30 protein-coding genes are annotated in these 24263 nt (G+C 35.2%); 9 read left to right on the top strand and 21 right to left on the bottom strand.

Going from position 1 to position 24263, the window contains the following annotated elements; all coding sequences use genetic code 11:
- Positions 1 to 108 precede the first annotated feature (108 nt).
- Entirely contained in the window at positions 109 to 1224 is a 1116-nt protein-coding gene (locus RM706_RS08480) for an adenylate/guanylate cyclase domain-containing protein (RefSeq protein WP_311350625.1), read from the top strand.
- A 37-nt stretch (positions 1225 to 1261) separates the two neighbouring features.
- Here the strand turns inward: RM706_RS08480 and RM706_RS08485 are convergent, their stop codons facing one another.
- The 9 genes from RM706_RS08485 to RM706_RS08525 form a co-directional block, all read right to left on the bottom strand.
- Entirely contained in the window at positions 1262 to 2821 is a 1560-nt protein-coding gene (locus RM706_RS08485) for an amidohydrolase family protein (RefSeq protein ID WP_311350626.1), read from the bottom strand.
- A gap of 53 nt (positions 2822 to 2874) precedes the next feature.
- The gene (locus RM706_RS08490) at positions 2875 to 3243 is read right to left on the bottom strand and encodes a nuclear transport factor 2 family protein (RefSeq protein ID WP_311350627.1); all 369 of its coding nucleotides are present in this window, start codon (positions 3241 to 3243) and stop codon (positions 2875 to 2877) included.
- A 10-nt stretch (positions 3244 to 3253) separates the two neighbouring features.
- Complete coding sequence (locus RM706_RS08495; RefSeq protein WP_311350628.1) at positions 3254 to 3997, bottom strand: SDR family NAD(P)-dependent oxidoreductase; 744 nt, start codon at positions 3995 to 3997, stop codon at positions 3254 to 3256.
- The gene (locus RM706_RS08500) at positions 3994 to 4197 is read right to left on the bottom strand and encodes a tautomerase family protein (RefSeq protein WP_311350629.1); all 204 of its coding nucleotides are present in this window, start codon (positions 4195 to 4197) and stop codon (positions 3994 to 3996) included. The genes RM706_RS08495 and RM706_RS08500 overlap by 4 nt, the downstream gene beginning before the upstream one ends.
- A 111-nt stretch (positions 4198 to 4308) precedes the next feature.
- Positions 4309 to 5169 (bottom strand): hypothetical protein, encoded by an 861-nt coding sequence (locus RM706_RS08505; protein WP_311350630.1) that lies wholly within the window; start codon positions 5167 to 5169, stop codon positions 4309 to 4311.
- A gap of 18 nt (positions 5170 to 5187) precedes the next feature.
- Complete coding sequence (locus RM706_RS08510) at positions 5188 to 5586, bottom strand: DoxX family protein (RefSeq protein WP_311350631.1); 399 nt, start codon at positions 5584 to 5586, stop codon at positions 5188 to 5190.
- A gap of 177 nt (positions 5587 to 5763) precedes the next feature.
- The gene (locus RM706_RS08515) at positions 5764 to 6216 is read right to left on the bottom strand and encodes a carboxymuconolactone decarboxylase family protein (protein ID WP_311350632.1); all 453 of its coding nucleotides are present in this window, start codon (positions 6214 to 6216) and stop codon (positions 5764 to 5766) included.
- A gap of 126 nt (positions 6217 to 6342) precedes the next feature.
- Positions 6343 to 6906: a Crp/Fnr family transcriptional regulator gene (locus RM706_RS08520; RefSeq protein ID WP_311350633.1), complete on the bottom strand. Its 564-nt coding sequence runs from the start codon at positions 6904 to 6906 to the stop codon at positions 6343 to 6345.
- A 20-nt stretch (positions 6907 to 6926) separates the two neighbouring features.
- Positions 6927 to 8714 carry a helix-turn-helix domain-containing protein gene (locus RM706_RS08525; RefSeq protein ID WP_311350634.1) on the bottom strand — a complete coding sequence of 596 codons (1788 nt, stop codon included), beginning with the start codon at positions 8712 to 8714 and terminating at the stop codon, positions 6927 to 6929.
- A 408-nt stretch (positions 8715 to 9122) separates the two neighbouring features.
- Here RM706_RS08525 and trxB point away from each other — a divergent pair, with 408 nt between their 5' ends.
- Complete coding sequence (gene trxB, locus RM706_RS08530; RefSeq protein WP_311350635.1) at positions 9123 to 10091, top strand: thioredoxin-disulfide reductase; 969 nt, start codon at positions 9123 to 9125, stop codon at positions 10089 to 10091.
- An 82-nt stretch (positions 10092 to 10173) separates the two neighbouring features.
- Here the strand turns inward: trxB and RM706_RS08535 are convergent, their stop codons facing one another.
- From RM706_RS08535 to RM706_RS08555, 5 genes are all read right to left on the bottom strand, one after another.
- The gene (locus tag RM706_RS08535) at positions 10174 to 10623 is read right to left on the bottom strand and encodes a hypothetical protein (protein WP_311350636.1); all 450 of its coding nucleotides are present in this window, start codon (positions 10621 to 10623) and stop codon (positions 10174 to 10176) included.
- Positions 10624 to 10765: 142 nt separating this feature from the next.
- Positions 10766 to 11488 (bottom strand): head GIN domain-containing protein, encoded by a 723-nt coding sequence (locus tag RM706_RS08540; RefSeq protein WP_311350637.1) that lies wholly within the window; start codon positions 11486 to 11488, stop codon positions 10766 to 10768.
- A 99-nt stretch (positions 11489 to 11587) separates the two neighbouring features.
- Entirely contained in the window at positions 11588 to 13381 is a 1794-nt protein-coding gene (locus RM706_RS08545) for a PspC domain-containing protein (RefSeq protein WP_311350638.1), read from the bottom strand.
- Positions 13382 to 13391: 10 nt separating this feature from the next.
- Positions 13392 to 13721: a PadR family transcriptional regulator gene (locus RM706_RS08550; RefSeq protein ID WP_109662348.1), complete on the bottom strand. Its 330-nt coding sequence runs from the start codon at positions 13719 to 13721 to the stop codon at positions 13392 to 13394.
- 174 nt (positions 13722 to 13895) lie between these two features.
- A complete protein-coding gene (locus RM706_RS08555; RefSeq protein ID WP_311350639.1) occupies positions 13896 to 14378 on the bottom strand; it encodes a DUF4870 domain-containing protein in 483 nt (160 codons plus the stop codon).
- A 169-nt stretch (positions 14379 to 14547) separates the two neighbouring features.
- Here RM706_RS08555 and RM706_RS08560 point away from each other — a divergent pair, with 169 nt between their 5' ends.
- From RM706_RS08560 to RM706_RS08575, 4 genes are all read left to right on the top strand, one after another.
- Entirely contained in the window at positions 14548 to 15003 is a 456-nt protein-coding gene (locus tag RM706_RS08560) for a DUF4442 domain-containing protein (RefSeq protein ID WP_311350640.1), read from the top strand.
- A gap of 78 nt (positions 15004 to 15081) precedes the next feature.
- On the top strand, positions 15082 to 15879 hold the full coding sequence (locus RM706_RS08565; protein ID WP_311350641.1) for a TIGR00266 family protein: 798 nt from the start codon (positions 15082 to 15084) through the stop codon (positions 15877 to 15879).
- Between the two features lie 85 nt (positions 15880 to 15964).
- Positions 15965 to 16618, top strand: a complete 654-nt coding sequence (locus tag RM706_RS08570; protein WP_311350642.1) for a DUF2461 domain-containing protein — start codon at positions 15965 to 15967, stop codon at positions 16616 to 16618.
- 2 nt (positions 16619 to 16620) lie between these two features.
- On the top strand, positions 16621 to 16986 hold the full coding sequence (locus RM706_RS08575; protein WP_311350643.1) for a hypothetical protein: 366 nt from the start codon (positions 16621 to 16623) through the stop codon (positions 16984 to 16986).
- A gap of 19 nt (positions 16987 to 17005) precedes the next feature.
- On the opposite strand, the gene RM706_RS08580 is transcribed toward RM706_RS08575, so the two are convergent.
- Positions 17006 to 18517, bottom strand: coding sequence for a M81 family metallopeptidase (locus tag RM706_RS08580; RefSeq protein ID WP_311350644.1), 1512 nt, complete (start codon positions 18515 to 18517; stop codon positions 17006 to 17008).
- 172 nt (positions 18518 to 18689) lie between these two features.
- Between RM706_RS08580 and RM706_RS08585 the strand changes: the two genes are divergently transcribed.
- Complete coding sequence (locus tag RM706_RS08585; RefSeq protein ID WP_311350645.1) at positions 18690 to 19283, top strand: NUDIX domain-containing protein; 594 nt, start codon at positions 18690 to 18692, stop codon at positions 19281 to 19283.
- On the opposite strand, the gene RM706_RS08590 is transcribed toward RM706_RS08585, so the two are convergent.
- Positions 19280 to 20614, bottom strand: coding sequence for a D-alanyl-D-alanine carboxypeptidase (locus RM706_RS08590; protein ID WP_311350646.1), 1335 nt, complete (start codon positions 20612 to 20614; stop codon positions 19280 to 19282). The genes RM706_RS08585 and RM706_RS08590 overlap by 4 nt on opposite strands.
- A gap of 86 nt (positions 20615 to 20700) precedes the next feature.
- Here RM706_RS08590 and RM706_RS08595 point away from each other — a divergent pair, with 86 nt between their 5' ends.
- Together RM706_RS08595 and RM706_RS08600 are read left to right on the top strand one after the other, a co-directional pair.
- Complete coding sequence (locus tag RM706_RS08595; protein ID WP_311350647.1) at positions 20701 to 20898, top strand: hypothetical protein; 198 nt, start codon at positions 20701 to 20703, stop codon at positions 20896 to 20898.
- 85 nt (positions 20899 to 20983) lie between these two features.
- Complete coding sequence (locus tag RM706_RS08600; RefSeq protein ID WP_311350648.1) at positions 20984 to 21403, top strand: lipocalin-like domain-containing protein; 420 nt, start codon at positions 20984 to 20986, stop codon at positions 21401 to 21403.
- 1 nt (position 21404) lies between these two features.
- Here the strand turns inward: RM706_RS08600 and RM706_RS08605 are convergent, their stop codons facing one another.
- The 5 genes from RM706_RS08605 to RM706_RS08625 form a co-directional block, all read right to left on the bottom strand.
- Positions 21405 to 22343 (bottom strand): LysR substrate-binding domain-containing protein, encoded by a 939-nt coding sequence (locus RM706_RS08605; RefSeq protein ID WP_311350649.1) that lies wholly within the window; start codon positions 22341 to 22343, stop codon positions 21405 to 21407.
- A gap of 138 nt (positions 22344 to 22481) precedes the next feature.
- Positions 22482 to 22901, bottom strand: a complete 420-nt coding sequence (locus RM706_RS08610; protein ID WP_311350650.1) for a DUF2141 domain-containing protein — start codon at positions 22899 to 22901, stop codon at positions 22482 to 22484.
- A 137-nt stretch (positions 22902 to 23038) separates the two neighbouring features.
- Positions 23039 to 23500, bottom strand: coding sequence for a GNAT family N-acetyltransferase (locus RM706_RS08615; protein ID WP_311350651.1), 462 nt, complete (start codon positions 23498 to 23500; stop codon positions 23039 to 23041).
- The gene (locus tag RM706_RS08620; protein ID WP_311350652.1) at positions 23497 to 24108 is read right to left on the bottom strand and encodes an FMN-binding negative transcriptional regulator; all 612 of its coding nucleotides are present in this window, start codon (positions 24106 to 24108) and stop codon (positions 23497 to 23499) included. Before RM706_RS08620 ends, RM706_RS08615 begins: the two co-directional genes overlap by 4 nt.
- Positions 24109 to 24140: 32 nt before the next feature.
- Positions 24141 to 24263: a hypothetical protein gene (locus RM706_RS08625; protein ID WP_311350653.1), complete on the bottom strand. Its 123-nt coding sequence runs from the start codon at positions 24261 to 24263 to the stop codon at positions 24141 to 24143.

Here is a 24263-nt window from a genome sequence, read left to right on the forward strand (position 1 = left end):
GATTTAGAAAGGAAAGGCAATCGTTCTGAAATGAAATTCAGAACCTATACAATGAGAATCGGAACTTTTTACTATGATATAATTTGAAAGTTTGATTCCTTTGTAACAATGTCAATTTCAGCTAAAAACAAATACTACCTTAAACGTATACTTCCTTTTGGAATCATTTGGCTTTCAATAGCATTACTCATAATGTGGTCTCAATATGCAGTAAATCCTGAGCAAATTGAAATTATAGAATCTGACGTTCCCTTAACATTCGAGATAGTGATTTTTGCATCCGTCAGTATTTTTTTGGTTGGCTGTATTGTAGGTTGTATCGAAGTCTTCATTGTCAACAAGCTTTTTATAAGGCAAAGTTTCCCTAAGAAGATTATAGGCAAATTGTTATTGTACACGCTAGTACTTTCCGTTTTAGTTTTGATATTATACCTATTGGCCGCAAGTATCGTATCCAATGCGTCTATGTTTAGCAAAAAGATATGGGGCGAATACGTGGCATTTTTTTTAAGCATCACTCATATCAGTACTTGGATTCAATTACTTTTTTCCCTTTTAGCTTCATTACTTTATGCTGAAGTTAGCGAGAATCTCGGGCAGAATATACTATACAATTTCTTTACTGGCCGTTATCATAGGCCGGTAGATGAAAACCGCATTTTTATGTTTGTAGATATGAAAGATAGTACCACTATTGCTGAAAAACTAGGTCATAAAACATACTTCAAATTACTAAGAGACTACTATCGAAGTTTTTCAGATGCCATTATCAAAAACTATGGTGAGGTCTATCAATATGTAGGTGATGAAATTGTTATTACTTGGAAATTGGATAATGGTCTTAAAAACAACCGATGTATTCAATGCTTTTTTGAAATGAAAGATGCGTTGAAAAAACAGGAAGACACCTTCAATAGAAAATATAACAGTTTACCAGATTTTAAAGCAGCGTTACATTTCGGTCAAGTCACTACTGGTGAAATAGGAGCCTTAAAAAAAGATATTTTCTTTACAGGTGATGTACTTAATACAACAGCAAGAATACTCGGACTGACTACTGAACTGAAAGAAGACCTATTGATTTCTGAACCGCTTTCGCGGAAGCTTGAATTTTCAGATAATTACTCCATAAAAGATTTGGGCACAAAAGCCTTGAAAGGTAAAACACAATCCATTAAGATTTTTGCAATACATCATATGAAGAAAGTTGATACTGATTTTTAGATTTACTCAATTCCTAACTGTCTATTTTGAAATACTATTAATCTGCGAACTGTACTCTTATGAGAGGGCTATTGAGAAAACTATATAGAACTTTAACGTTCATGTGAAATTTTGATGAAATCGATTCTGTAAACGTTTTCAGTTCTTCTATTTTATTCGAATCATAATAAACACCATTCATTATCACACTATGAATTTTACTTGTATGGGAAATATCTTCTAGTGGGTTTTGATTTAACAAAACCAAATCGGCGGCTTTTCCGTTTTCTACACTGCCGTACTGCATGTCTAATTTGGTATACTCAGCTGAAACTATGGTCGCACTCTGTAGTGCTTCAAGATTAGAGAGGCCGCTTTCTGTTAAATCTATTAATTCGTTATGTATACTAAATCCTGCAAAGGTATGAGTATCTGTAATGTCTGTACCGGTCATAATCGGCACACCTATGTCGTGGGCCATTTTTACCTGTTCTTTTGCTGCTTCATAAAATGCCAAACTTAAACCTTGACTTTCTGGTGATACGTTTTTCTCTTTATTATTCTTTATATCGAAACTCCACCAAAGTTTCTTTCTTGCCCAAGAAACATACTTTAAGTTTGGATTACTTAAAAATGATTTGTTATCTGCAAAAGCTTCAAATTTGAGTGTTTGCAAAGTAGGAACCCAATACGCATTTTTTTCCTTCATAAGCTCCATTATGTAAACAGCCTTTTTTGGGTTAAAATCTTGCACCATAGATTTCTTTGATTTTTTGAAAGCGTTTTTCCAATTATTGGGGTTCTTTAGACTATCAGCCCCAGGAAATGCTTCAAACATAAAAATTCGCCCATGTTCAAAACTGCGCTGTCCTAATTTTACAGCTTCTTCTAAACTAAGAAACATTGGTTTATGCCCAGCAATATGTAATCCGTAGCTTTCAGCCCTTCTTGCTAGCTTACGATAAGAGACTTCTGGTATTTGCTGGTATATTTTAATAAAATCTACTTCTTCACCTTTATAAAACTGTAACAGCGAGTCTACCTGTTCGGGCTTCTCAATTTTAAAAAAACTTGGAAACCCATCAGGTATACTCGATACTCCATCTATTTGATAGCTGCTTTGCAAAACGTACCTTGGTGTTATTCGCTTATGCATATTCAATTCAGCATTCCATTGTAGTCGTTCTTTACTACCCACCCAATAACTGTCTCTACGGTCTAGTTGCCCAGACATATCCCTAATTCCAGTAACACCATTAGCGATGTAGAGTGGGTGATGTAACCACGGAGAATGCTGATTTGAATGCGTATGCATATCCCAGAGTCCTGGGATTAAATATTTACCTGTACCGTCAATTACTAATGTATTAGCATCTTCGATTAAAATTTCTGAACTATCTATTTTCGTAATGATATTCTCTCTAATGAATACATCTCTCTTTTCTAATACATGACCTGTTTTTACTTCAACAATGTTTATTGACTTTATAAGTACTGTATCGTATTTTACAGGTGGAACTAATTTTGGCATGGGCCAGATTATACCTATGGCTATAGTTAAGATTAGAAATGAAAGGGTCAGTAGAATAATCTTAAGAGTTTTAAATAGCTTCTTCATCTTAGTTGGGTTTAGTTATCATGACGATTTACATTACTAATTGTATCCAACCTCTATGATACATTAGAAAATATCTTGTTTACGATTTTCCAATGATTATCGATTTTTGTTAACGATAAGTAATCATAATAGTTATAGCCCAGCATTGGCAAATGAACCTTAGCCATTGCAATATTGCCTAGGATATCTATACCAATAGTTTCCATCTTAAAAGCTTCGTTTAAGTCATTTGGACTTTGTCTATTTTTAACTCCGTCTATATACTCATCTCTACTTTTCTTATATGGTACGCCATTGATGTCGCCATAGATAATCGCATTGTCAGTAAAACAAGATTCGAGCTTGTTTGCATCTCCATAAAAGATACCTTCAAAGTAATTCGTGATTACTTTTTCTATTTCTTTACTATTCTCTTTGTACATAATTTTAGTTTTAGATAGCGTGGCCAACTGTATGTCCTCCCGCTACATTAATAGTTTCACCTGTTATAAAATCTGAGGCAGCCAAATAATAGGCAGCCTCTGCTATCTCATTGGCCTCTCCAATTCGATTTAATAGATGTAATCCCGCAAGGCTATCGGCATCTTCAATTCCTATCTTTTCCTGTAAAGGACTTCGAATAATTCCTGGTGCAATGGTATTGACTTTAATATTGCTCTTTCCAAATTCTGCTGCTAGTTGTCTGGTTAATGAGTGTATAGCGCCTTTACTCGTTATTGGTGCTGTTGCTGGAAAACCACCAATGGCATGGTCAACTAATACAGTCCCAATATTTATAATAGAACCCTTTTGTTGTTGTATCATTTCCGGAATGGCAGCTTGTGTTGTAAAATAGGTTCCCTTGAGATTTACATTCCAATACAGTTCTAAATCTTCTTCTTCAACATCTAAAAATGGTTTTGGGGCAAAGACACCTGCATTGTTGATAAGCACGTCTACAGAATTGAATGTTTCTAAAGCTAAACGTACCAACTCCTTTCCTGTATTTTGACTGCTTATATCACCAGCTAAATAAACGGCATTACTTGGTGAACCAAGTTCTAAATAAGTATTCTTTAGGTTTTCTTCATTAGAAGAATTCATAACAACGTTACTGTCTCTTTCTATAAAGTAAGTTGCAATAGCTTTACCTATGCCTGTTGAGGCTCCAGTAATAATTACTGTTTTGTTTTTCATGATTTAAATTTTTTTGAATTTGAATATTGTTTCGCATCTACTCCCCAATTATCGATAGGGATTTCTTCAATAACTACATGAGTAGTCTTAGGATTCTTGTTTAACACGTCTACAACCAATTGGGTTGTACCTTCAATTAGCTGACGCTTTTGTTCTTTTGTTACCTGTTCGTCGGTAACTTTGATGTTTACATATGGCATCTTTTATAGTTTTAAATTAACACTACAAAGTTCTTTTAGAAGGGATTAAATTTTAAGGAGCTATATCACTACTTTGATGTGATGTAGGTCACATTTTTGATTCATCAATTATCAGATATGAATGAAAAGCCCACCCTGAACATTTTTTAAATGATGGTTATAACTAAAAGACAGAAAGCCTTTTATCAAATGGTTTTCAAGAAAACTTCTTCGTATGCCCAACTCTAAATAGGTTATATCCTGGATTGAGTCATCATATTCTATATCGGCATATATCTTGTAATATTCTGAAATCGGGATTATGGATGAGATTGAGCTAATATTTTTAAACCTGGTCGCTATTACGTTACCATTAGAATACTTCCATTTAGTGGCAAAAAATAAACTCCCATTATCCAAATATGAAGAAACTATGACTCGTTTATAGGTAACTTTTACATGATGAGCAGGGTTAGTATCGTGATAATGCAACCCATATGATAAATTGAGATTTTGACTAAGATTATACTTAATCTTTATCCCTTTTCGACCACCAAGAATATTACTTTCAGAATTTGTTTCTACTTGACTTTGCCAAGTTGTCGGATTAGGTCGGAGTTCTGTCGTGGGAGTAGCCATAACCCCTAATTGAATTGTCAAGTCATTATTAGGAGTAAAAATGGCTTCATAGCTTTTAAAAAACTGACCTGCTATTGATGGAGTCGACTTAAAAACACCAAATGTTCTAACTTGAAGTGCTTTGGGTACTAATGTAAGCAGCACCCGTGCACCAAATTGTACTGAAGATAAATTATTCTGATTAGGCTTATTTGAAAAGTTTGAATAAGCAAGAAGACCAGCATAAATTTTATCTATTTCGACCTCCTTACTTATTGTTATATTCTCAATTTGAGCGGTAACTCCTATGGTTGTTAAGAATAGTATCAGAAAAATCAGGTTCTGAACATATATTATGTTTCTAGTTAGAGACATCGTTCTATCAAACAACTTTTATTTGTCACTTATAACATACTTCCCTCCACCTGTAAAGAAGATTGCTATAGCACCAAATAGATAAAAGGCCTGTAATTCTATTGCCCAACCACCAAATTGATTCAATGCCAAAATTTCATTTGCATGTGTTGTTAAAATAGCAACCAACATAGTTGAGGCCACCAATAGACTTGCTAAACGCTCCTTATATCCAAGGATGATTAATAGTGGCGCAACGATTTCACCTATAAATGCGCCATAGCCTATAAATTCTGGCAAACCAGATTGTGCCATCATACTTTTAATGAATTCATAGCCGCTAAGAAGGTTGCCGAATCCATGAAAAATTAGTAACCCTGCTACTAATACTCTTAGAATTAAAATTCCGATGTCTGTGTTTTTTTCGATTGTTTTCATCTCTTTGTAGTTTAAAATTTATACTACAAAGTTGAAATTAATAGAACTGTATATGAAGGACTTACATCACTACTTTAGAGTGATATATATCACACAATTAGATGAAGATTTGGATTAAAAAACGGCTCGGGAAGAACCCAAACCGCTATTTCTCTTATATTGCATTGTACGCAGTGTTTAACCCTTCACTTTATAATTTCCAGCTTCAATTTGAAAAGTTTTCATTAAACGTGTCCATGTATTTATCTGGCCAATTGCTAAGGTTAAGATTACTATTTCTTTTTTTTCAAAATGCTTTTTAATGACCTCGTAGTCGTTGTCCGCTATTGGTTTTCCGTTTAGTTTTGTGAGTTTCTCGGCAAAGTGCAGAACGGCTCTTTCTTTGTTCGTAAAATAATTAGTCTCTTCCCAAACTATAAGTGAGGACAACCGCAAGTCAGTTTCTCCAAGGTGATTTAGCTCTTTGTAGTGCATATCAACGCAATAGGCACATCCATTGATTTGGGCAACCCTTAAACGCATCAATTCCAATAAATTAATATTGATTTCCGAATTGTTGATGTAATTTTCTAAATCAATCAATTTCCCCATCATTTCTTGAGGGATTTCTGTAAATGATATTCGTTCCATTTCTATTTTATTTTAAATTCGGAACAAAGTTGAGATGAATCAAATGCCTTTTTAAGGAGGGAAATCACTAATTTATAGTGATGTAAATCACATTTTTGAAAATTGAAATCGTAGAATTGAGGTGGTTCAGGAACCAAGCCTGCTCAATGTTTCTCTTGAAACGCCTAGATAAGAAGCTATCAATTTTTTGGGAACTCTTTGAAACAACTGAGGATATTGTTCCAGCAGTAAATCATAACGTTCTTTTGCTGAATTTTTTAAAAGGGAAAGAATTCTTTTTTGCAAAGCTATACGCCCAAACTTACTTTTCTTCGCCCAGAATCGCTCCATTTTATGCATTTCGGCTGTAAGCTTATCCCTATTTTCAAAAGAGATATATAAGAATTCGCAGTCTTCTAAGCAATCAATATATATTTTCGAAGGGATTTGTTTTACAAAAGACTCATAATCTGTAATCCACCAATGTTCCATTGCAAAACGTAATATGTGTTCTTTACCATCATCATTAAGAAAGTAACTCTTAACACATCCCTTGGTAATCCAATATTCCTTTTTGACTACCTCTCCTTCTTGAACAATATATTGATGTTTACGCTTATTGACCGGCTCAAAATGACTCAGAACAAAATCAAATTCTTCGTCAGTTAAGTCAATTATTTCTTCTATATGTTGTCTTAAAAGGTGTTTCATTATTAAAATAAATTATTTAACTACTGATTTGCTTTTATCCACTGCTTGGGAGTCATTCCTGTCATCTTTTTAAAATACGTATTAAACACAGTCTTAGAATTAAAACCACTTTCATAAGCTAAGCCTAACAAAGTCAAATGATTATTCTTAGGTGATACTGCTATCTTTTGAAAATGCTCAAGGCGCTTTCCATTTACCATTTCTGTAAAATTAGTTTGGAGGTAATCATTGATAAATTTTGATAAGCGATTAGGATGTATGACTAGTTCTTCAGCCAACGACCGAAGCGATAAATCTGCACGAAGAAACGCTTCTTCACGACTAAGAACTTGGTCTAAAGCACTTATAAGTTCATCAGATTCTTTTTGCGTAAAAGTTGGAAGTTCAATTGTTTTGTTTGCTTCAATATCAAAGGTTGATGGTTGAATACTTCCAAAAACAGCATTTTGTAGCTCTTTGAAAACTTTTGTATTTCTTAATGGCTCTAAAAATGGGTCGAATTGAAAGTTTATGATTTGCCCAATACGTTGTTCCACCATTTCTTTGAGACGTTCTAAAGCTATCTCTGTTTTTTGACAATGCACCAGATAATAGAAATCCCAATACACCATTAGATTTAGATTTTCTGATAGTAAACTTTTGTCATACTCAGGAACTTGGTTCTTATTCACGGAATTAAAAATGGCCTCAATAATCGTCACCAATTTATCATCTAGGAAAGATTTAGCATAACTCAATGTTTCTTGTTTATCTCCAAGGAACAATAAGCAGGCTACTCTCAGGTGTCTACTTAAATCAAAACTGTTGTCGAGCTTCAAGGAACTTTTAAAACATGAGAGCGCAGTTTGATAATCACCCTGCAAATAATGTAGGTTGCCTTTGGTATAATAATGATTTGGCGAAAGCGGATTGATTTTTAAAATCTGTTCTGTTTCCTCAGCTGCTTTTTCAAAAAAACCTGTTGCAGTTAGAAGTTCGGCAAGTCCTTCTCTTCCTTCTGAAAAATGTGGGTTTTCATTTAAACATAGTTGCAATTCCTGAAAACCTTTTTCAAATTGCCAATTCCCCCAAAAACTTATAGTTGCTTTACCAAAGTACCCAGTGTAAGAGTTGGGATTCATCTTCAACCCTTTATCAAGGTATAGATTGGCTTTTTCCAGGCCTTCTTTTCTATCGATATGCCCCCAACTTGCAATAATAGCATAACACCATCCAATAGATACAACTGGGTCAGCATAGGAACTATCAAAATCTGTTGCTTTTTCAAAAAATACTATAGCCCTTTCCATATTATCCAAGTTCCAAGTAAGCTGGTAATAGCGTCCTCTTAAATACCATTGATACGAAGTAAGGTTTTCTGTTTGCACTTCTGCAAGAGAATCGTCAATCTCAATATGCCCAAAATTCTCACGAATTTTATCAGCAATCAAAAGACTTATTTCATCTTGTAGTGCAAAAACATCATCTAACTTTCGGTCAAATTTTTCAGACCACAATAAAAAACCGGTATCTGTTCGAGTTAATTGCGCTGAAATCCGAATACGCTCTTTGACAATGCGAATACTGCCTTCCACAGCATTAGTAACCCCAAGCTCGTTACCAATAATTCGAATATCTGTTGGTTTGTTTTTAAAGGCGAAAGAAGAAGTACGAGCGGTAACTTTTAAACCATCGATTTTGGTAAGTGCATTAATGATTTCTACTGTAATACCATCTGAAAAATAGTCATTGTTATGGTCTCCACTTAGATTCTTAAATGGTAATACTACCAAAGACTTTTCTGTTACTAATGCAGCTTGGTTGGACAAATTTCAAACAATTGATTTTTACTAAGATAAATAATGGATTAATATCTTGAAAGCCTAAAAATATTGAAGGCGCTTGGAAATGAAGAATTTAAAATACTAATTTAGCATAGAAATAACTATTTGACAAGATTTAATTTCTACGATTAGTTTTATTAACTTTATGGGATAAAGAATTACATCATTTGTGTCTATTTGTCGTAGAAATTGCAAAGAGGTGTGCAGCTTTAAATTAGCAAGGTAAAATATTGAAAATCAAAATGATAGAGTTGTTTATTTAACTCTGTCATCCCGACTTACAAAATCCGAACATTGTTCGGATTTTTTGTTCATAAGCTCTTATAGATTTTTGTAAGTTTTTGGTCAAAAAAACTACTTTTGTAAGTACACAATTAAGAGGATATTTTTATTATGTCAGAACAAGTAGAGCGATTAAAAACATTGATTATTGGTTCAGGACCTGCAGGATATACTGCAGCAATTTACGCATCAAGAGCTGATTTAAAACCAGTGATGTATACGGGCATGGAACCAGGTGGACAGCTAACAACAACAACCGAGGTAGATAATTTTCCAGGATACCCAGAGGGTATAGATGGCCCTACAATGATGGTTCAACTGCAGCAACAGGCTGAACGTTTTGGTACGGAGGTTCGTATTGGTATGGTTACCGCTGTTGATTTTAACAATGAGGCTGGCGGAATTCACAAGGTTACTGTGGATGATAATAAAGTTATTGAAGCAGAAAGTGTAATTATTTCTACGGGGGCTACAGCTAAATATTTGAACATTCCAAGTGAGCAACGTTTAAGAGGTGGTGGAGTTTCCGCCTGTGCGGTTTGCGATGGTTTTTTCTACAAAGGTCAAGATGTTGCGATTGTTGGTGCAGGGGATACCGCTGCTGAAGAAGCTTCTTATTTAGCCAATATATGTAATAAAGTGACCATGTTAGTCCGTAAGGATCATATGCGGGCCTCAAAGGCGATGCAGCACCGTGTAAATAGTCTAGATAATATAGATGTTCGCTATAATACCGAAGTAGATGAGGTTATTGGTGAACAGGTTGTTGAAGGTTTACGTATGGTCAATAACCAAACAGGTGAGAAAGAAGATATAGCAATTACCGGTTTATTTATAGCCATTGGCCACAAACCAAATACCGACATATTTAAGGGGCAATTAGATATGGATGATACTGGTTATATCATTACGGAAGGTAAATCAACAAAGACTAATAAACCTGGGGTATTTGCAAGTGGAGATGTTCAAGATAAAGAATATCGCCAAGCGGTTACAGCTGCTGGTACTGGATGTATGGCCGCTTTAGATGCCGAACGTTATTTGGCAGCTGTAGAATCCAAGGAAGAGGTCTCGGTTTAATTAATAATAAAATAGATAACTTAAACTAATAAAAAACACTGCATTTTTGGTAATGCAGCGTTTTTTTGACGTTTTTTGATTGCTAATTCAAACGCTTATAATTTTCTGAGAAAGTTCGGTTTCCTTCTTCATCTAAATTAATCTGGCTATACTTATCATTTTGTAGATCTAGTTCAAAGATGAACTCCGTAAGGGTGTCTAAAGCTTTCATCATCTCATCATCACCATAAATAATGGTTTCATGTAATTCATCATCAGTGATATAGTATGAACCATAACCAAATCTACCTTTTGGTTCATTTGGTACATAACGAGACCACATGACTCTGCCGTTATAATACATTTTTACTTGGCGATAGCCTTCTGATTTTGGTTCTGTGCTTGATATATTAATGCCGTCATCGTAATGGTGAAAACTTTCAAGTTCCCATGTTCCTTCAATTGAATGATAGTTTTCGGGTTTAGATGAAGTAAGTATTGCGGCAAACATCAATACAAACATCAACGAAACCAATGTCAGAAATTTTTTCATGGCCCAATGTTTTAGTGAAGTGTTTAATTCTTCATTTAAGGTACGAAAAAATGTTAAATACTTAATTGTTTGGTTAAAAAATTATTGTATTCAAAACTGAATGCCATTTTAAATCTTTATGTGATTATGTGAAGGGATTAATTTAGTATTTACGAACACTGCCTGAAACGGATTTCTTTTTGGTAACATTTGCGTCTCCGGAATATGAGATATCTGCTCCACTACTGGCATCAGCTGTTAGAGATTCTGAAACATTAACCGAAATGTCCGCCCCACTACTAGCATCTGCATTGCAGCGTTTTGCTTCCAATCCTCGTGCCTTTATATCTGAGCCACTGCTCGCATCTGCATACAGCACATCTGTACGGCCGGAAACTTTTATATCCGCTCCGCTACTTGATTCAGCAACAACTTCATTGGCATTTACTTGAACTTCGATGTCTGAACCACTACTCGCATCTAACTCTATTTTATCCGATTTAATCACATTTTGGGCGATTAGATCTGCACCACTAGAACTTTGCAAAGTGGTAACATCAGGAAGGGTTACATAAATATTTTTTGTGGCTCTCCCAATATTTTCAATGGCATGAATTTTAAGTCGGCCATCTCTAATATCAGTTCCGATAAGGTCGATGATGTTCTCATCTGCCTCTACTAAAATTTTGAATTTGTTTCCTTGAGTTACAAAAACATCAAGCCCTTCAGATGCATAAACTGCTGTAAAGTCTTCCGAGACACTGCGAGATTCTTCAACTACTTCTCCGTTTCCTCTTTTTCCATCGCCAAAGTTGATATCAAAGGCGCATGAGGTCATAAATAATGCTAATAATGCGGCTATTGCCATTCGTGCTAGTGTTGTCATGATTGTTGTTTTTAATGATTGATTAAAATTCGTGTTTATGATTGTTTTCTTCTATTAATCATTTCCCAATTGTTAAGAATTAGGACTGAACTGTAAGTTTTAGTTATCATCCTCAGTTTTAATTTCTACACCATCCTCATCTATTTTCATTTTAAAAGAATCGTTTCTGTCCTTTACATCGATATCTATTCCGTCCTCGTTAATAATAATTTTTCCTTGTTCATCTCTATCGTTGATTTTGATATCAATACCATCTTCATTGATTATAATTTTTCCGTCTCCATCATCATCACTACCTCCATAAGAATCAATAGGGCAATTCTGACATTTTAATTCGCCATCACTGCCCATGACCCATAAGTAATCAACTATATCGCTTCGGTAGTAATCACGGTCATTTCTGGTGCTTCTACCAACATGACCACTAACATATTCTCCAAAAGAAATTACTTTGCCTTCAGGAATCAGTATCGTAGTTCTTATTTCTTGTTGTCGTGCTTTGTTTTCCGAAACAGTTGTTAAATAATCGTCAAGTGTGATAACATTTCCATCAACACTATATCCATAGTCAACCATTTTGGCACGTTCACGAGCCTTTTCAAAAGTAGGGCCATGACTATCTTTTCTGATGTTTAATCTAGCCATAGTGTCTTTTGATTTTTTGATGTCAAAACGCACGTCATCTGATACTAATACTGCATTATCATTCTCATCATAGGCAAGCATCATTCTTCCGAAGTGAACACGGTCCATAGTATGATCATAATCGCTACTGGTCATTTGAATGTGAATAGTATCATTATCTGTCATTGCCCATTCTTCTTTTACACTTATACTACCCACCGTAGCGAACTCTGCCGCTTGTTTAACGGTTAAGACTATCAAAACTCCTATGGTAACCAACCAAAGACCTAGCAATGAAAATTTGGCAATGTTACCAATGGATTTTAGGTTGTTGACAAGAATCTTTAAGCCTAAATACAGCAAGAAGAAAAACGGAATACCAATAGCAAAGAACAATAGAAGGGAAACTACCCATACCGGTGCGCCTGAGGTATTTACAATATCGTAAAAGTCAACTCCTGGTAAATGTACTGCATCAATAATGCCAACGGTAAAAAGCCCTATAAAAAGCCCTATTAAGGTTGAAGCACCAATGATAATCAATAAAATACCAATGAATTTACCAAAGATTTTGAACAGGAACATAATGATATCCCCTATGGTATCGAAAAAGGTCTTGGAGCCGCTTTTGACCTTGTCGCCCATTTTATCATAATCGACACTTTTTACTTTGTCGGCAACATCATCAAACCCCTCTTTGACTTTGCGTTCTATATTGCTGATGTTGATTGGCTTTCCCGTCATATCCAATTTCTGGGAAGTTGTCGTTGCTTCAGGTACTAATATCCAAAGTAGAATGTATGCTATGAATCCAAACCCGGTAAAAACACCTAATAACAAGAATATTAGACGAATCCAAAGGGCATCAAAACCTAAATAGTGTTCAAGCCCTGAGCATACACCACCAATATATTTTTGGTCGGTGTCACGATATAATTTTTTGACCATTGTGGTTGAAGTGGACTTGGTATACGAAGATTTTGGCTCGTCCTCAAAAATATCTTCGTCGACCATATAGTCTTCTGGTTGGCCCATTATATTTATTACGACATCGACTTCTTTTTGAGTAATTACTTGTCGCTCATTTTCCATTTTCTCAAGAAAAAGTTCGGCTACTCTAGCCTCAATATCTGCTATAATTTCGTCGCTTCCGGCGGTACCTGAAAATGACCTTTTAATCGATTCAAGATAACGTCTAAGCTTGTTATACGCCTCATCATCAATATGAAAGAGGGTATTTGCTAAATTTATATTTACTGTCTTGTTCATTTTTTGATACTTATTTTGTGTTGGTTACCAAGTTGACTGCATTTCTAAGTTCATCCCAGGTACCGTTGAGTTCTTTTAAAAACAATTGCCCTGTTTCGGTAAGTGCGTAATATTTGCGAGGCGGACCAGAGGTTGATTCTTCCCAACGATAATTGAGCAGCCCTGCATTTTTTAAACGGGTCAATAAAGGGTAAATAGTACCCTCGACCACTAGCATCTTAGCATCTTTTAAAGCTCCCAGAATTTCTGATGCATATTTGTCTTTATCTCTTAAGATAGAAAGAATGCAATACTCTAGAACCCCTTTACGCATTTGTGCTTTTGTATTTTCTATATTCATAATGTAAGGATTCGTATTAAATTAACTGTTCGTTTCTTGTGCTGAGCTCGTTTCAGCATTTGTTTCCGCGCCGTCCCGCTTTGATGAGAAGCGGGCACGGAAACGTTTTTTGGTTGATTGATGTTATTTCGTTTTTTGATTGATGATTAAACTCCTGTTTTTTGATTGTTTATATTATTTGATGAATTTTATGGTGAAAGGATATTTAAAGGTTTCGCCCTCATTTGTCCTTATGGTTGCTAAAATGGTATACACAACATTCACAATGACGAGTCCGGCCTGTAGCACACCAGTAATACCAGCGGGCCATAACCAACGACCAAACCGGAAGTCGTCACTGCTTATATGAATGTTGAGGTTGTTGAAATCACTTAACCTATGAAAACCGAAAAAATCTCCATTAAATAAGTCTGGTAAAAAACCGATGAAAAATGGAATACTAATTAAACCTGCAATAATAGAATAAAGTAACATACTTATTTGAAAGTTCAATGCTTGCTTACCATTATAGTCTACAAATTTATATTCCCTTTTATTTGCCGTCCATAATATTAATGGTAAAATGAAATTACCAAATGGAATAAAGTACTTCGAGAAGGTAGAAGCATGAATAATAGCAGATAAATTTCGCTCGTGTTTGGTTAATGATTCTGTCATGATTTTGATTGATGTTTATGCAAACAATTTAGTTTACCTATTAGCTTACCATGCAAATATATATCCAAAAGAAGGTACTGTGCAACACATAGTACTAAAAATTAACTTTTTATTAACATATTGAGATAATAGGTATTTTAGTTATTTTTAGCAAAACTAAACTTAAGATATGGCTACTAGTACCAGTAAATTCAATACGTTCACTTTCTTTAAATTACCCTCGGCATGGTGGTGTGGAGTGCGATTACGGCATTTAGATAAAAGCAAAGCTATTACCACGGTTACTCATAAGTGGGTGAATCAAAACCCATTTAAAAGTATGTTTTGGGCCGTCCAAGGTATGGCAGCGGAGCTAAGCACCGGAGCCATGGTCATTGATCAGATTAGGCAAAGTGGAAAAAAAATATCGATGTTGGTGCAAAATAATAATGCCAATTTCTCTAAAAAGGCCAATGGTAAGATTACGTTTACTTGTGAAGATGGACATTTAATTGCCAATGCTATTCAAAAAACAATCGAGACGGGTGAAGGCCAAAAATTTTGGATGAAATCTGTTGGGGTAAATAAAGATGGGGTAGTGGTGTCTACATTCAACTTTGAATGGACAGTACGACTTAAAAAATAGGAGACTATATTAAAGAAGTAGGTTGTAACAAAATATCATAATCGATAACTAATTAATATCAATAAAAAACTAAAGTATATGAATGCACACGAAATTGATTATGAAATTTATGGGGAAGAAATGCAGTATGTCGAGATTGAACTCGACCCCCAAGAAGCTGTTGTAGCAGAAGCTGGCAGTTTTATGATGATGAATACTGATATTAAAATGGATACCATTTTTGGTGATGGCTCCAATCAAGATAGTAGTGTATTGGGTAAGATATTTTCTGCTGGTAAAAGGATGTTGACTGGCGAAAGCCTTTTTATGACCGCTTTTTTAAATATTGGGCAAGGAAAAAAGAAAGTAAGTTTTGCCTCGCCATATCCTGGTAAAATATTACCTATTGATTTATCTGAAAAAGGGGGAAAGTTCATCTGTCAAAAAGATGCTTTTCTATGTGCCGCAAAAGGAGTTTCTGTAGGGATTGAGTTTTCAAAGAAATTGGGTCGTGGTCTTTTTGGCGGTGAAGGTTTTATTATGCAAAAGTTAGAAGGTGATGGTATGGCCTTTGTTCATGCCGGTGGAACCATGGCAAAAAAAGAATTGGCTGCAGGCGAAGTCTTAAAGGTAGATACAGGTTGTATTGTGGGCTTTTCTCAAACTGTAGATTACGACATCGAATTTGTTGGCGGAATCAAGAATACAGTTTTTGGAGGTGAAGGTTTGTTCTTTGCAACCTTAAGAGGACCAGGAACGGTTTATGTACAGTCTTTACCTTTTAGTAGGTTGGCAGGTCGCGTACTTGCCGCCATACCTAGAGGTGGAAAAGATAAAGGTGAAGGAAGTATTCTAGGCACTCTTGGTGATATCGTTGGCGGTGACCGCGGATTTTAATCCCCATCCCAAATCCCTTCCCTGTAGGGATAGGGGACTTATCTCAAATTCTAATATCTAACCTCTAAAATCTACCATCTTAAGAATGGATTTCCAAAACCAAATTAATTTTTTAAAAGCGTTACAAAAGAACAACTCTAAAGAATGGATGGATGCCAATCGAAAATGGTATAAAGAAGTTCGAGATGATTATATCACATGGTTAGATAAAATGAATTCTAGGCTCGCGGATATTGATGATGAGTATTATGATACGCCCGGTAAAAAAGGAATCAATAGAATCAATAACAATTTGATGTTTCATCCGAACAAGCCTATTTATAAAGACCATTTTGGCGCAGGATTTGACAAAAGACCCAATACAGGTGATTTTTATATAGAAGTTGGTATTGAACGCTCTATGTTTGCAGGCGGATTATGGCGACCTGACCCCAAACGATTAAGAAGCCTGCGTGATGCTATTGACTACGATGGAGAAGAATTAGTAAAGATTCTGAACAAGAAATCTTTTAAAAAACTTTTTGGCGGATTGTACGAAGATGTCAAATTAACCAATGCCCCCAAAGGGTTTTCTAATGAACATCCTCATATTGATGTATTGCGGAATAAGACATTTGCAGTTGCCTGCGAGTTTTCATCTGATTTAGTTTTAAAGGATAATTTTGAAGACTATTTGATAAATGTTTATAGAGAAATGCTCCCATTTAGGCGATACCTTAATAAAGCGGTAACAGTTTAATTTTGGATTTATCTAGGAAAACAAAAAACGGCATTTTGATTGCGTTAAATTTTACGGCATTGGTGATACAACTGGTGAAATGGCACGTATTAAAAATGGATCCCAATATTTCTATAAAAACCTGGATATTTTTAGTTCCTTTAATTCTCTTGATAAATATAATCTCACTTTCAAATAAAAAAAGCGCTGAATTAATTCATGCTTCTCTTTTTCTAGCAACCGGGGCTATAATCGCTTTTACTTTAGTTCCAATTTTTAAAGGACAAGATTCAGTAGTGCTTATTGAGTATTTATGGTTGATTCTTGCTTTAGCTGGAGCTGTTTTACATTATTCAAAAAGTAAGAATGATATTTACCAAAATAAGTAAAACATAGAAATAATTAAAATCATTCATTTGATAATGGTATCAACCTAGCGCTCAAATCAGGGTTCTTCATATCAGAATCTATAGGAAACATAGGCCTTTTAATATTTTTATGACCTAAGCGGTTCAAGTCTTGGTCCACGCCGCCAGGTGTAAGCGCCATAACCCATCCACCTCGTAAGTCATATAACTCAGGTACTAAATAACCAATTTTAACCACTAATATATCCGTTGTTTTTGGGCTTAAATCTAAGTCTGTAAAATCACTTTCATGGTGGTATGGTTTTCTTTTTTTAGTAACAATAACGTTAACATTGCCTGTTTTGACCACTACTTCGGTCTCTGCATCTCGATCTCCATTCTTTATTGCGGTCACAATACCTTCTAACTCTAGAGGAGGCGCGAACCTATCATCGACCATTGCACCGGCCATAGCCTTTACTTTTCCCCCAACACCAACTTTTAAAGCTTCTGTAATTAATTCTGGACCAGGTATTGAGGCATAGATCAATGATGGTCCATCTTCATTTTTAAATTCTTCTTTTGATAATATTTCTCTCAGGGTCCATGTAACATCACCAGCTCCTCCTGCGGTTGGATTGTCACCCATATCACTTACAATGAAGGGTTGCTTATCACTTTTTAAAGCCATTTGCATGCTCTCTTCAAAAGAGGTGGTAGGTGCTACGAATTCAAATTCGCTTCTGACATTCCAAAAGCTTTGCGCTAATTTTTCAGCACCTTGAGTAACCTGTTCTTTGTCATCTCCGGTAACCATCACTACGGCATGATTTCGTGGTTCGTCGGCCCAAGCATATCCAATCCAAATTGCAGCATCAATAACGCCTTCTTCGGCTTCAATTGCGGGTATCTCAGCATAAAGACTTTTCCCAGGCTCTATGCGTGTACTGGTTTTTTCGCCAGGTAAAAGAATGGGTACAGGTATCCAGGCTTTGTATTTTGGTTTTCCTTTACTACTCTCTAAACGGTCTAGCAAATTCGTAATTGAACGTTCTTTAGATTCTAAGGCATCCTCATGAGGTGCCATTCTATAGCAGGTTATTAAATCACTATGCCTTGCCAGTTTTTCTGATACATTACCATGCAAATCCATCGAAGTAGATATTAAAACGTCCGTACCAACTACTTCTCTTATTCGGTTGATTAAGTCTCCCTCTGCATCTATGAGCCCTTCGACACTCATTGCTCCGTGAATGTCAAACCAAAGCCCGTCATATGGTCCACTTTCTTTGAGCATTTTTAAGGTTTTACGTACCATTGATTCATAAGCTTCTTTAGTGACGGTACCACCAGGAAGCGCTTTACCCAATAAAGTAGGAACCCAATCTGCTCGTTTTCTCAAATCGGTATCTTCATTAAAAAAGGAGTAGCGCCCAAAAATAGAATCTCCAATTCTAGCATGAAAAGCTTCTTCATGGGTTCTTGCAGGTGAAAAAGTACTCGATTCAATACCAATACCGGCAATTGCAATGCGGGGGAGTCTTTTTTCTTTGGCATTTGGGGTACATGCCATTAATAAAGAAATAACTAAAATAAAAATGCTAGCTTTTTTGGCCATGATATAGTTGCAATAAGAAGTTTGTTTAAAGGTACTAATTACCGCTTCGCATGCAAAGTATTGATTACTGCACCTGAAAATACAAGAAATAGGTAACTTTAAATTTTAAAACCACAAAGCAAAGGAATTGAAAAACGATAAGCTCAGAAATATTAAAAAAGAATTGCTGTCTGATAATTGGTATACCTTAAACAAGTATAGCTTTGAATACCTGAAAGAAGACGGTACTTGGGAAATTCAACATAGAGAAGCATATGACCGCGGTAATGGAGCGGTCATTTTACTTTATAACAAGGGAAAAAGAACTGTGGTTTTAACCCGTCAGTTTCGAATGCCAACATATGTCAATGGTAATGAAGATGGGATGATGATAGAAGCTTGTGCTGGAATCTTAGAAAAAGGGAATGCCGAAGAGACTATTAAAATGGAGGTAGAAGAGGAAACAGGTTACCAAATTGAGAAGGTCCAAAAGGTTTTCGAATCTTATATGTCACCAGGTTCCGTTACCGAAATTTTATACTTTTTTATTGGAGAGTATGAATCTAAAATGAAAGTAAGTGAGGGTGGCGGCGCAGATGATGAAACTGAGAATATTGAAGTGTTAGAAATGACTTTTGAAGATGCTTTGCAGATGATGACTAATGGTCAAATAAAGGATGCTAAAACCATTATGCTCTTACAATGGGCTCAAATTCAACAATTATTTGATTGCCTCCCTTAATACGCATCATGTATCTTTTTTAAAATAGTGTACATATTTTGACGCACTTCTCTACTTGGACTTCTAAAGTGATTATTCATAAAGCTAAAAATCAAAATCCTATCAGATTTTGTTTTTAGGTAACCACTCAAATTATACACATTACCCATGCCACCAGATTTTGCGTAAATAAATGGAATTTCGTTTACATTTTTAGATTTAGTAATAGTACCAGAGGCATTCCAGCTCGGAAAAAGGTGAAATAAACGTTGTTCATTTATCTCTTCTTTAAGCAGTGTTAAGACCTGCACAAATGATTCAGGTGTAAATAAGTTGTAACGAGATAACCCAGAGCCATCTGCCCATCTTGGAGGTTGTTTTAAACCCGAAAGAGTGCTTTGCAAAATGTAATCTCGCGAGGTTTTAAAATTTAAGGTATCTGATAGGGTAGAAGTAGCTACCAGCATCAATTGCTCTGCCAAAAAGTTATCACTTTCATATAACATTCTTTTGTAGATGGAATCAGTTTCAATTCCATACAAAACCGTTTTTTCACCTTTCGGAAAATTAGCTATGTAGCGCAGTTTCTTTGCTAACTGATTTTGGAGTATTGTTTTGGTAAATTCCTTAGATGTCTTAAAAGGAATTTCCAAAGTGTCTTTTAAATTTTCAGGAATGAAGAATTTGTTTTCGGCTAAATCTCGAAGATTTTCACGCTTTTTTCTATGAATTGAATTTTTAAAAAAGTTTGGAGAAATAACTAAGGAGTCTTTCTCAAATAACTTTATAACATTTCCATACGTAGGAATCGAACCACGCTCAGGAGAAAAGTAAAACTCATAATCTTCCCAGGCCCAACCAGGTCCAAACTTAGTATCCCTATAATTTTCGACTGAAAAAGCAAGGTTTTTAAATCCCTCTAAAAATTCTAATGCGGTACTATCTTGAAAATAAGGGTGAAGCCAGCTTGGGTCGCCTGTGCCTTCAAAATACAAAGTGTCGTTTTGGACAAGGTATTTAAGACTTGGTATTTTATTAGGAATCAGTTGTAGCCCCGAATATAGTGTAAAGATTTTCACATTACTGGCGGGGGTGAAATACTTATCACTATTAATACAAATTAGCGTATCTTTTTTTAGGTGGTCGACCACTAAAACTCCCGTAAATTGGTTGTTGTAAAACTTACTATTGAGAGCAGTGCTTACTTGCCTTTTAACGCTTCTAACTCTTGTAGTGGAACAGCTAAACAAAACACTAGACATAAATAGCACTAAAACCAAATTAGGGTTAAGCAATTGATTTAAAAGGCCTTGAGAGGTGCTTTTTATAGAATTTAACACGGAATTATCCAATTTTTAACGCTTTGATTTAAACAAGATATACTTTTTCTGAGTAACTTAGTAAACAACCTATTAACCCAATAAATAGTATTTGACATATGGCTAGAGCTATGTTGGAGTACACTAAAACTGTATTGCAAAAAGTTAGTTTTGATGCGAGATTATTCGCAAAAGAAGTTAAAAAGGCAGTTTCAAGGCTTTTGCCCGATGAAATTGAGGAACTCAAAGTCTGGTTACAACAGTTTATTAATGATAAGCCAGAATTACATCACAGTCTATTGTATTTAAAAGCATAACCAATCCCGCCCAAAAGGCGGGATTTAATTTTTGTTCTTCCCGCAACTTTCCATATAACTTTGCATCTTGCCTAAAAAAGAGGCTATGAGATTATTGGTTATATGTTTCAGTTTATTGGCTTTGGCCTGTACTGAAGAAGAAAAAATAACCATTGATGATGCCCCCTTAGAGTTCCGATTAATATTGGGTAATTGGCAACTTAATGGAAGTAAAGTAAGTATAGGAGGACCTTTACCGGATGATTTTCAAGAAATAAGTGATGGCCCCATTTTTAGTTTTGAATTAAATTCAACATATCGCTTGGTTTCCAATAATCAGCATATAATTAGCGAGGGAACATTTGTTTATAATGAAGATAGTTTAATAATAAGCCCTCAAAATGGAGAAATTGAAGAGGAGTCTAGTTATATTGTCACTATGCGCGAAAACGAAATGGTCTTATCTCCATCTGGCCCCATACTTTGTATTGAAGGTTGTTTATATCGCTATATAAAGTTAGATTAACTTATTTGCTCAATGGGCTAATTATTTGAACATCTTGAAAAGCAATTGCTCCTCTGACAACCCCAGAGATAACTTCTTTAAGTGCTTCGGTAATCTGTATCTTAAGTTCGCTTTTGTGATAAATTAAACTAATTTCCCTTGCTGGTGAGGGCTTTTCAAAATGCCTTAGATTTTGTTTTTTACTATCATCTAGTTCTAAAGTGTTCAAGAAGGGTAATAGTGTCATACCCATTCCTTCATTAGAAAGATTCACCAAGGTTTCAAAACTACCACTCTCAATCTTGAAATGCTCATCAGATTGGTTTTTTGGAGATTTACAAAGATTAATGACTCCATCCCTAAAACAGTGGCCATCTTGTAAAAGAAGAACATCGCTAATGTCTAAATCCGCTGTCGAAATTTCTTTATTATTTGCAAGTCTATGATTATTAGGAATATAACCAACAAAAGGCTCGTAATACAGAGGTCGTTCTTTGATAAATTCTACTTCTAAAGGGGTAGCGGCTATAGCTGCATCTAAATGACCATCTTGAATATTCTTAATCAAGGTATTGGTCGGTTGTTCTTTGATGATAAGATTTACTTTGGGGTATTTTTTGATAAAAGTAGATAGAAACATTGGCAGGAGGGTTGGCATTACGGTAGGTATGATGCCCAATGTAAAATCACCTCCAATAAAACCCTTATCTTGATCTACAATATCTTTAATACGACCCGCTTCGGCAACAATGTTTTTTGCCTGCGCAACAATCTTTTTACCAACTTCGGTAATTGAAATAGGCTTTTTGCTTCGGTCAAAAATTAATATATCAAGTTCATCTTCCAATTTTTGAACTTGCATGCTTAATGTTGGCTGAGTTACAAAACTTTTTTCAGCAGCTAATGTAAAATTTTGATATTCAGCAACTGCGAGAACGTATTGTAATTGTGTTATTGTCATTAAATAAAATTTGAAATATAAAGTTACAAAACCATCAGAATAATCGATGATTTTTACCAGTTTAGATTGGTAAATCTTATATATAATAAAAAACCCCATGAAAACATGGGGCATATTAATTGATTGACTGATGTTTTTCTAAAACCTGATATTGAACTCTAAGTCTTCTTTAGTTACTTCAAACTTAGCATCATTAAATGTTGGAGGTCCCATTACCATAGCATTACCTGACATTCCATAGCTTTCTTTTGGTCTTCCATCTGCATCAAAGTCCATACGCATGTTATCGTTTTCGTCATGTAATACCATTATAGCATAGGTGCCGGGTTTCACATCCTCAAAGGTCATTGTAACCGAACCTTTTTTTGCCTTGTCAACTAAGTCAATAATACCAGTGCCTTTCATAAAAGTATCATTACTATGCAATGATGCTAGAATAGTACCATTGTCGTTCAATACATTTTCAATGGTCACTTTTACAGTTACGGTTTCCTCCTGTGCTTGTGCTGTGAAACCAATTAAGAATATTCCTAAAATAAGTGCTGCTTTTTTCATCATGATTTTTGTTTAATTGTTAATGATGATTCAAAAGTGCAATGAGATTTGACAAAATAAAAAGTAAGTCTACCGAACTGTAAATTTTGAATGCCGAATTGTATATAGGAGAAATTTTGATGTGTGTAGAGAAGCAATACTTATAGTTCCAGCTCCATTTGAATATTACAGCGCGAATAGGGACTTGGTATTCCAAGTACTTCTTTAAAGCCAAGTTTTTTATAAAGAAAAATAGCAGGTCCTAAAACTGTACTACTTTCCAAATAAATTTTTTTGGCTCCAGAAGATTTTGCCTTTTCGAGTATAGCTTGACCTAATAGAAGACCAATACCTTTTCCTTGAGCTTTAGGGGAAACGCCCATTTTTGCCAACTCATAATCATACCCTTGAAGGGATGTAGGTATAAGTGCACAGACACCTACTGGTTCTTTATTTAATAATGCAAAGAGAATATGACCGCCCTTATCCAAAATATATTCCTTCGGATGGTCAAGTGATTGATAGTCCATTTTTTCCATTTTAAAATACTTTTCAATCCACCATTGATTTAAAGCCTTAAAAGCATCTTTAAAATGGTCATGATATGCAACGATTTCAATCATTTTTTGAATTTAGAAATTTCAGAGGCTATTGCAACACTCCCGGGATTATTTTTATCTTTTAGTTCTGAAATGATTTTGGCATGGTCTTCTGGTCTGGTCTGAGACAGTTTGTAGGCTGCTTGGATGTCTGATATTTCAATTTTGAATCCCACCACACCTTTTACCTGACGCAATGTTTTGGGTGACATATCATTTAGTGAAATTGGATTTTTTGAATTTACTTCATACTTAGCAACCAATTTGTGTAGGGATTGCATTACCGCTTCTTCGTCTAAAACAGCTAGCTTTCCATAAACATGTACTGCAATATAATCCCAAGTGGGCACCTCTTCTTCTTTATACCATGATGAGGAAATATATGAATGGGGGCCATTAAAAATACAGAGTACTTCAGGATGGTTTTCAAAGAATTTCCATTGCGGATTCGCCTTTGAAATATGGCTTATCAAAATAGCATTTCCCTTTTCATCAGTATCAAGTTCTAAGGGAATGTGGGTTGCCCAAGGTTTGCCATCAACTTGATTAACCAAAACACCAAAACTATTTTGCTTGATAAACTCCTTGACTTCCTCAAGGTTTTCGTTTTTATAGTAGTGAGGGATATACATTTTAGTTTTTAATTTATTGTGGTCTAATTTTCTTAAACAATTTTATGGTCATCATCATCTTCTTCTTTCTGCTTCTGATATCTCGTGTATAACCGTACCCCAAGTCTGGCAAAAAGAATTATAGCAACTAAGGTGATAATATTTATAGTATTCAT

The organism is Croceitalea rosinachiae, assembly GCF_031846445.1.
GTDB classification, from domain to species: domain Bacteria; phylum Bacteroidota; class Bacteroidia; order Flavobacteriales; family Flavobacteriaceae; genus Croceitalea; species Croceitalea rosinachiae.

Bases quoted from the DNA above. Each gene is read 5' to 3' on its own strand.
- RM706_RS08480 (WP_311350625.1), top strand. From the start codon at position 109: ATGTCAATTTCAGCTAAAAACAAATACTACCTTAAACGTATACTTCCT.
- RM706_RS08485 (WP_311350626.1), bottom strand. From the start codon at position 2,821: ATGAAGAAGCTATTTAAAACTCTTAAGATTATTCTACTGACCCTTTCA.
- RM706_RS08490 (WP_311350627.1), bottom strand. From the start codon at position 3,243: ATGTACAAAGAGAATAGTAAAGAAATAGAAAAAGTAATCACGAATTAC.
- RM706_RS08495 (WP_311350628.1), bottom strand. From the start codon at position 3,997: ATGAAAAACAAAACAGTAATTATTACTGGAGCCTCAACAGGCATAGGT.
- RM706_RS08500 (WP_311350629.1), bottom strand. From the start codon at position 4,197: ATGCCATATGTAAACATCAAAGTTACCGACGAACAGGTAACAAAAGAA.
- RM706_RS08505 (WP_311350630.1), bottom strand. From the start codon at position 5,169: ATGTCTCTAACTAGAAACATAATATATGTTCAGAACCTGATTTTTCTG.
- RM706_RS08510 (WP_311350631.1), bottom strand. From the start codon at position 5,586: ATGAAAACAATCGAAAAAAACACAGACATCGGAATTTTAATTCTAAGA.
- RM706_RS08515 (WP_311350632.1), bottom strand. From the start codon at position 6,216: ATGGAACGAATATCATTTACAGAAATCCCTCAAGAAATGATGGGGAAA.
- RM706_RS08520 (WP_311350633.1), bottom strand. From the start codon at position 6,906: ATGAAACACCTTTTAAGACAACATATAGAAGAAATAATTGACTTAACT.
- trxB (WP_311350635.1), top strand. From the start codon at position 9,123: ATGTCAGAACAAGTAGAGCGATTAAAAACATTGATTATTGGTTCAGGA.
- RM706_RS08535 (WP_311350636.1), bottom strand. From the start codon at position 10,623: ATGAAAAAATTTCTGACATTGGTTTCGTTGATGTTTGTATTGATGTTT.
- RM706_RS08540 (WP_311350637.1), bottom strand. From the start codon at position 11,488: ATGACAACACTAGCACGAATGGCAATAGCCGCATTATTAGCATTATTT.
- RM706_RS08545 (WP_311350638.1), bottom strand. From the start codon at position 13,381: ATGAACAAGACAGTAAATATAAATTTAGCAAATACCCTCTTTCATATT.
- RM706_RS08550 (WP_109662348.1), bottom strand. From the start codon at position 13,721: ATGAATATAGAAAATACAAAAGCACAAATGCGTAAAGGGGTTCTAGAG.
- RM706_RS08555 (WP_311350639.1), bottom strand. From the start codon at position 14,378: ATGACAGAATCATTAACCAAACACGAGCGAAATTTATCTGCTATTATT.
- RM706_RS08560 (WP_311350640.1), top strand. From the start codon at position 14,548: ATGGCTACTAGTACCAGTAAATTCAATACGTTCACTTTCTTTAAATTA.
- RM706_RS08565 (WP_311350641.1), top strand. From the start codon at position 15,082: ATGAATGCACACGAAATTGATTATGAAATTTATGGGGAAGAAATGCAG.
- RM706_RS08570 (WP_311350642.1), top strand. From the start codon at position 15,965: ATGGATTTCCAAAACCAAATTAATTTTTTAAAAGCGTTACAAAAGAAC.
- RM706_RS08580 (WP_311350644.1), bottom strand. From the start codon at position 18,517: ATGGCATGTACCCCAAATGCCAAAGAAAAAAGACTCCCCCGCATTGCA.
- RM706_RS08595 (WP_311350647.1), top strand. From the start codon at position 20,701: ATGGCTAGAGCTATGTTGGAGTACACTAAAACTGTATTGCAAAAAGTT.
- RM706_RS08600 (WP_311350648.1), top strand. From the start codon at position 20,984: ATGAGATTATTGGTTATATGTTTCAGTTTATTGGCTTTGGCCTGTACT.
- RM706_RS08605 (WP_311350649.1), bottom strand. From the start codon at position 22,343: ATGACAATAACACAATTACAATACGTTCTCGCAGTTGCTGAATATCAA.
- RM706_RS08610 (WP_311350650.1), bottom strand. From the start codon at position 22,901: ATGATGAAAAAAGCAGCACTTATTTTAGGAATATTCTTAATTGGTTTC.
- RM706_RS08615 (WP_311350651.1), bottom strand. From the start codon at position 23,500: ATGATTGAAATCGTTGCATATCATGACCATTTTAAAGATGCTTTTAAG.
- RM706_RS08620 (WP_311350652.1), bottom strand. From the start codon at position 24,108: ATGTATATCCCTCACTACTATAAAAACGAAAACCTTGAGGAAGTCAAG.
- RM706_RS08625 (WP_311350653.1), bottom strand. From the start codon at position 24,263: ATGAATACTATAAATATTATCACCTTAGTTGCTATAATTCTTTTTGCC.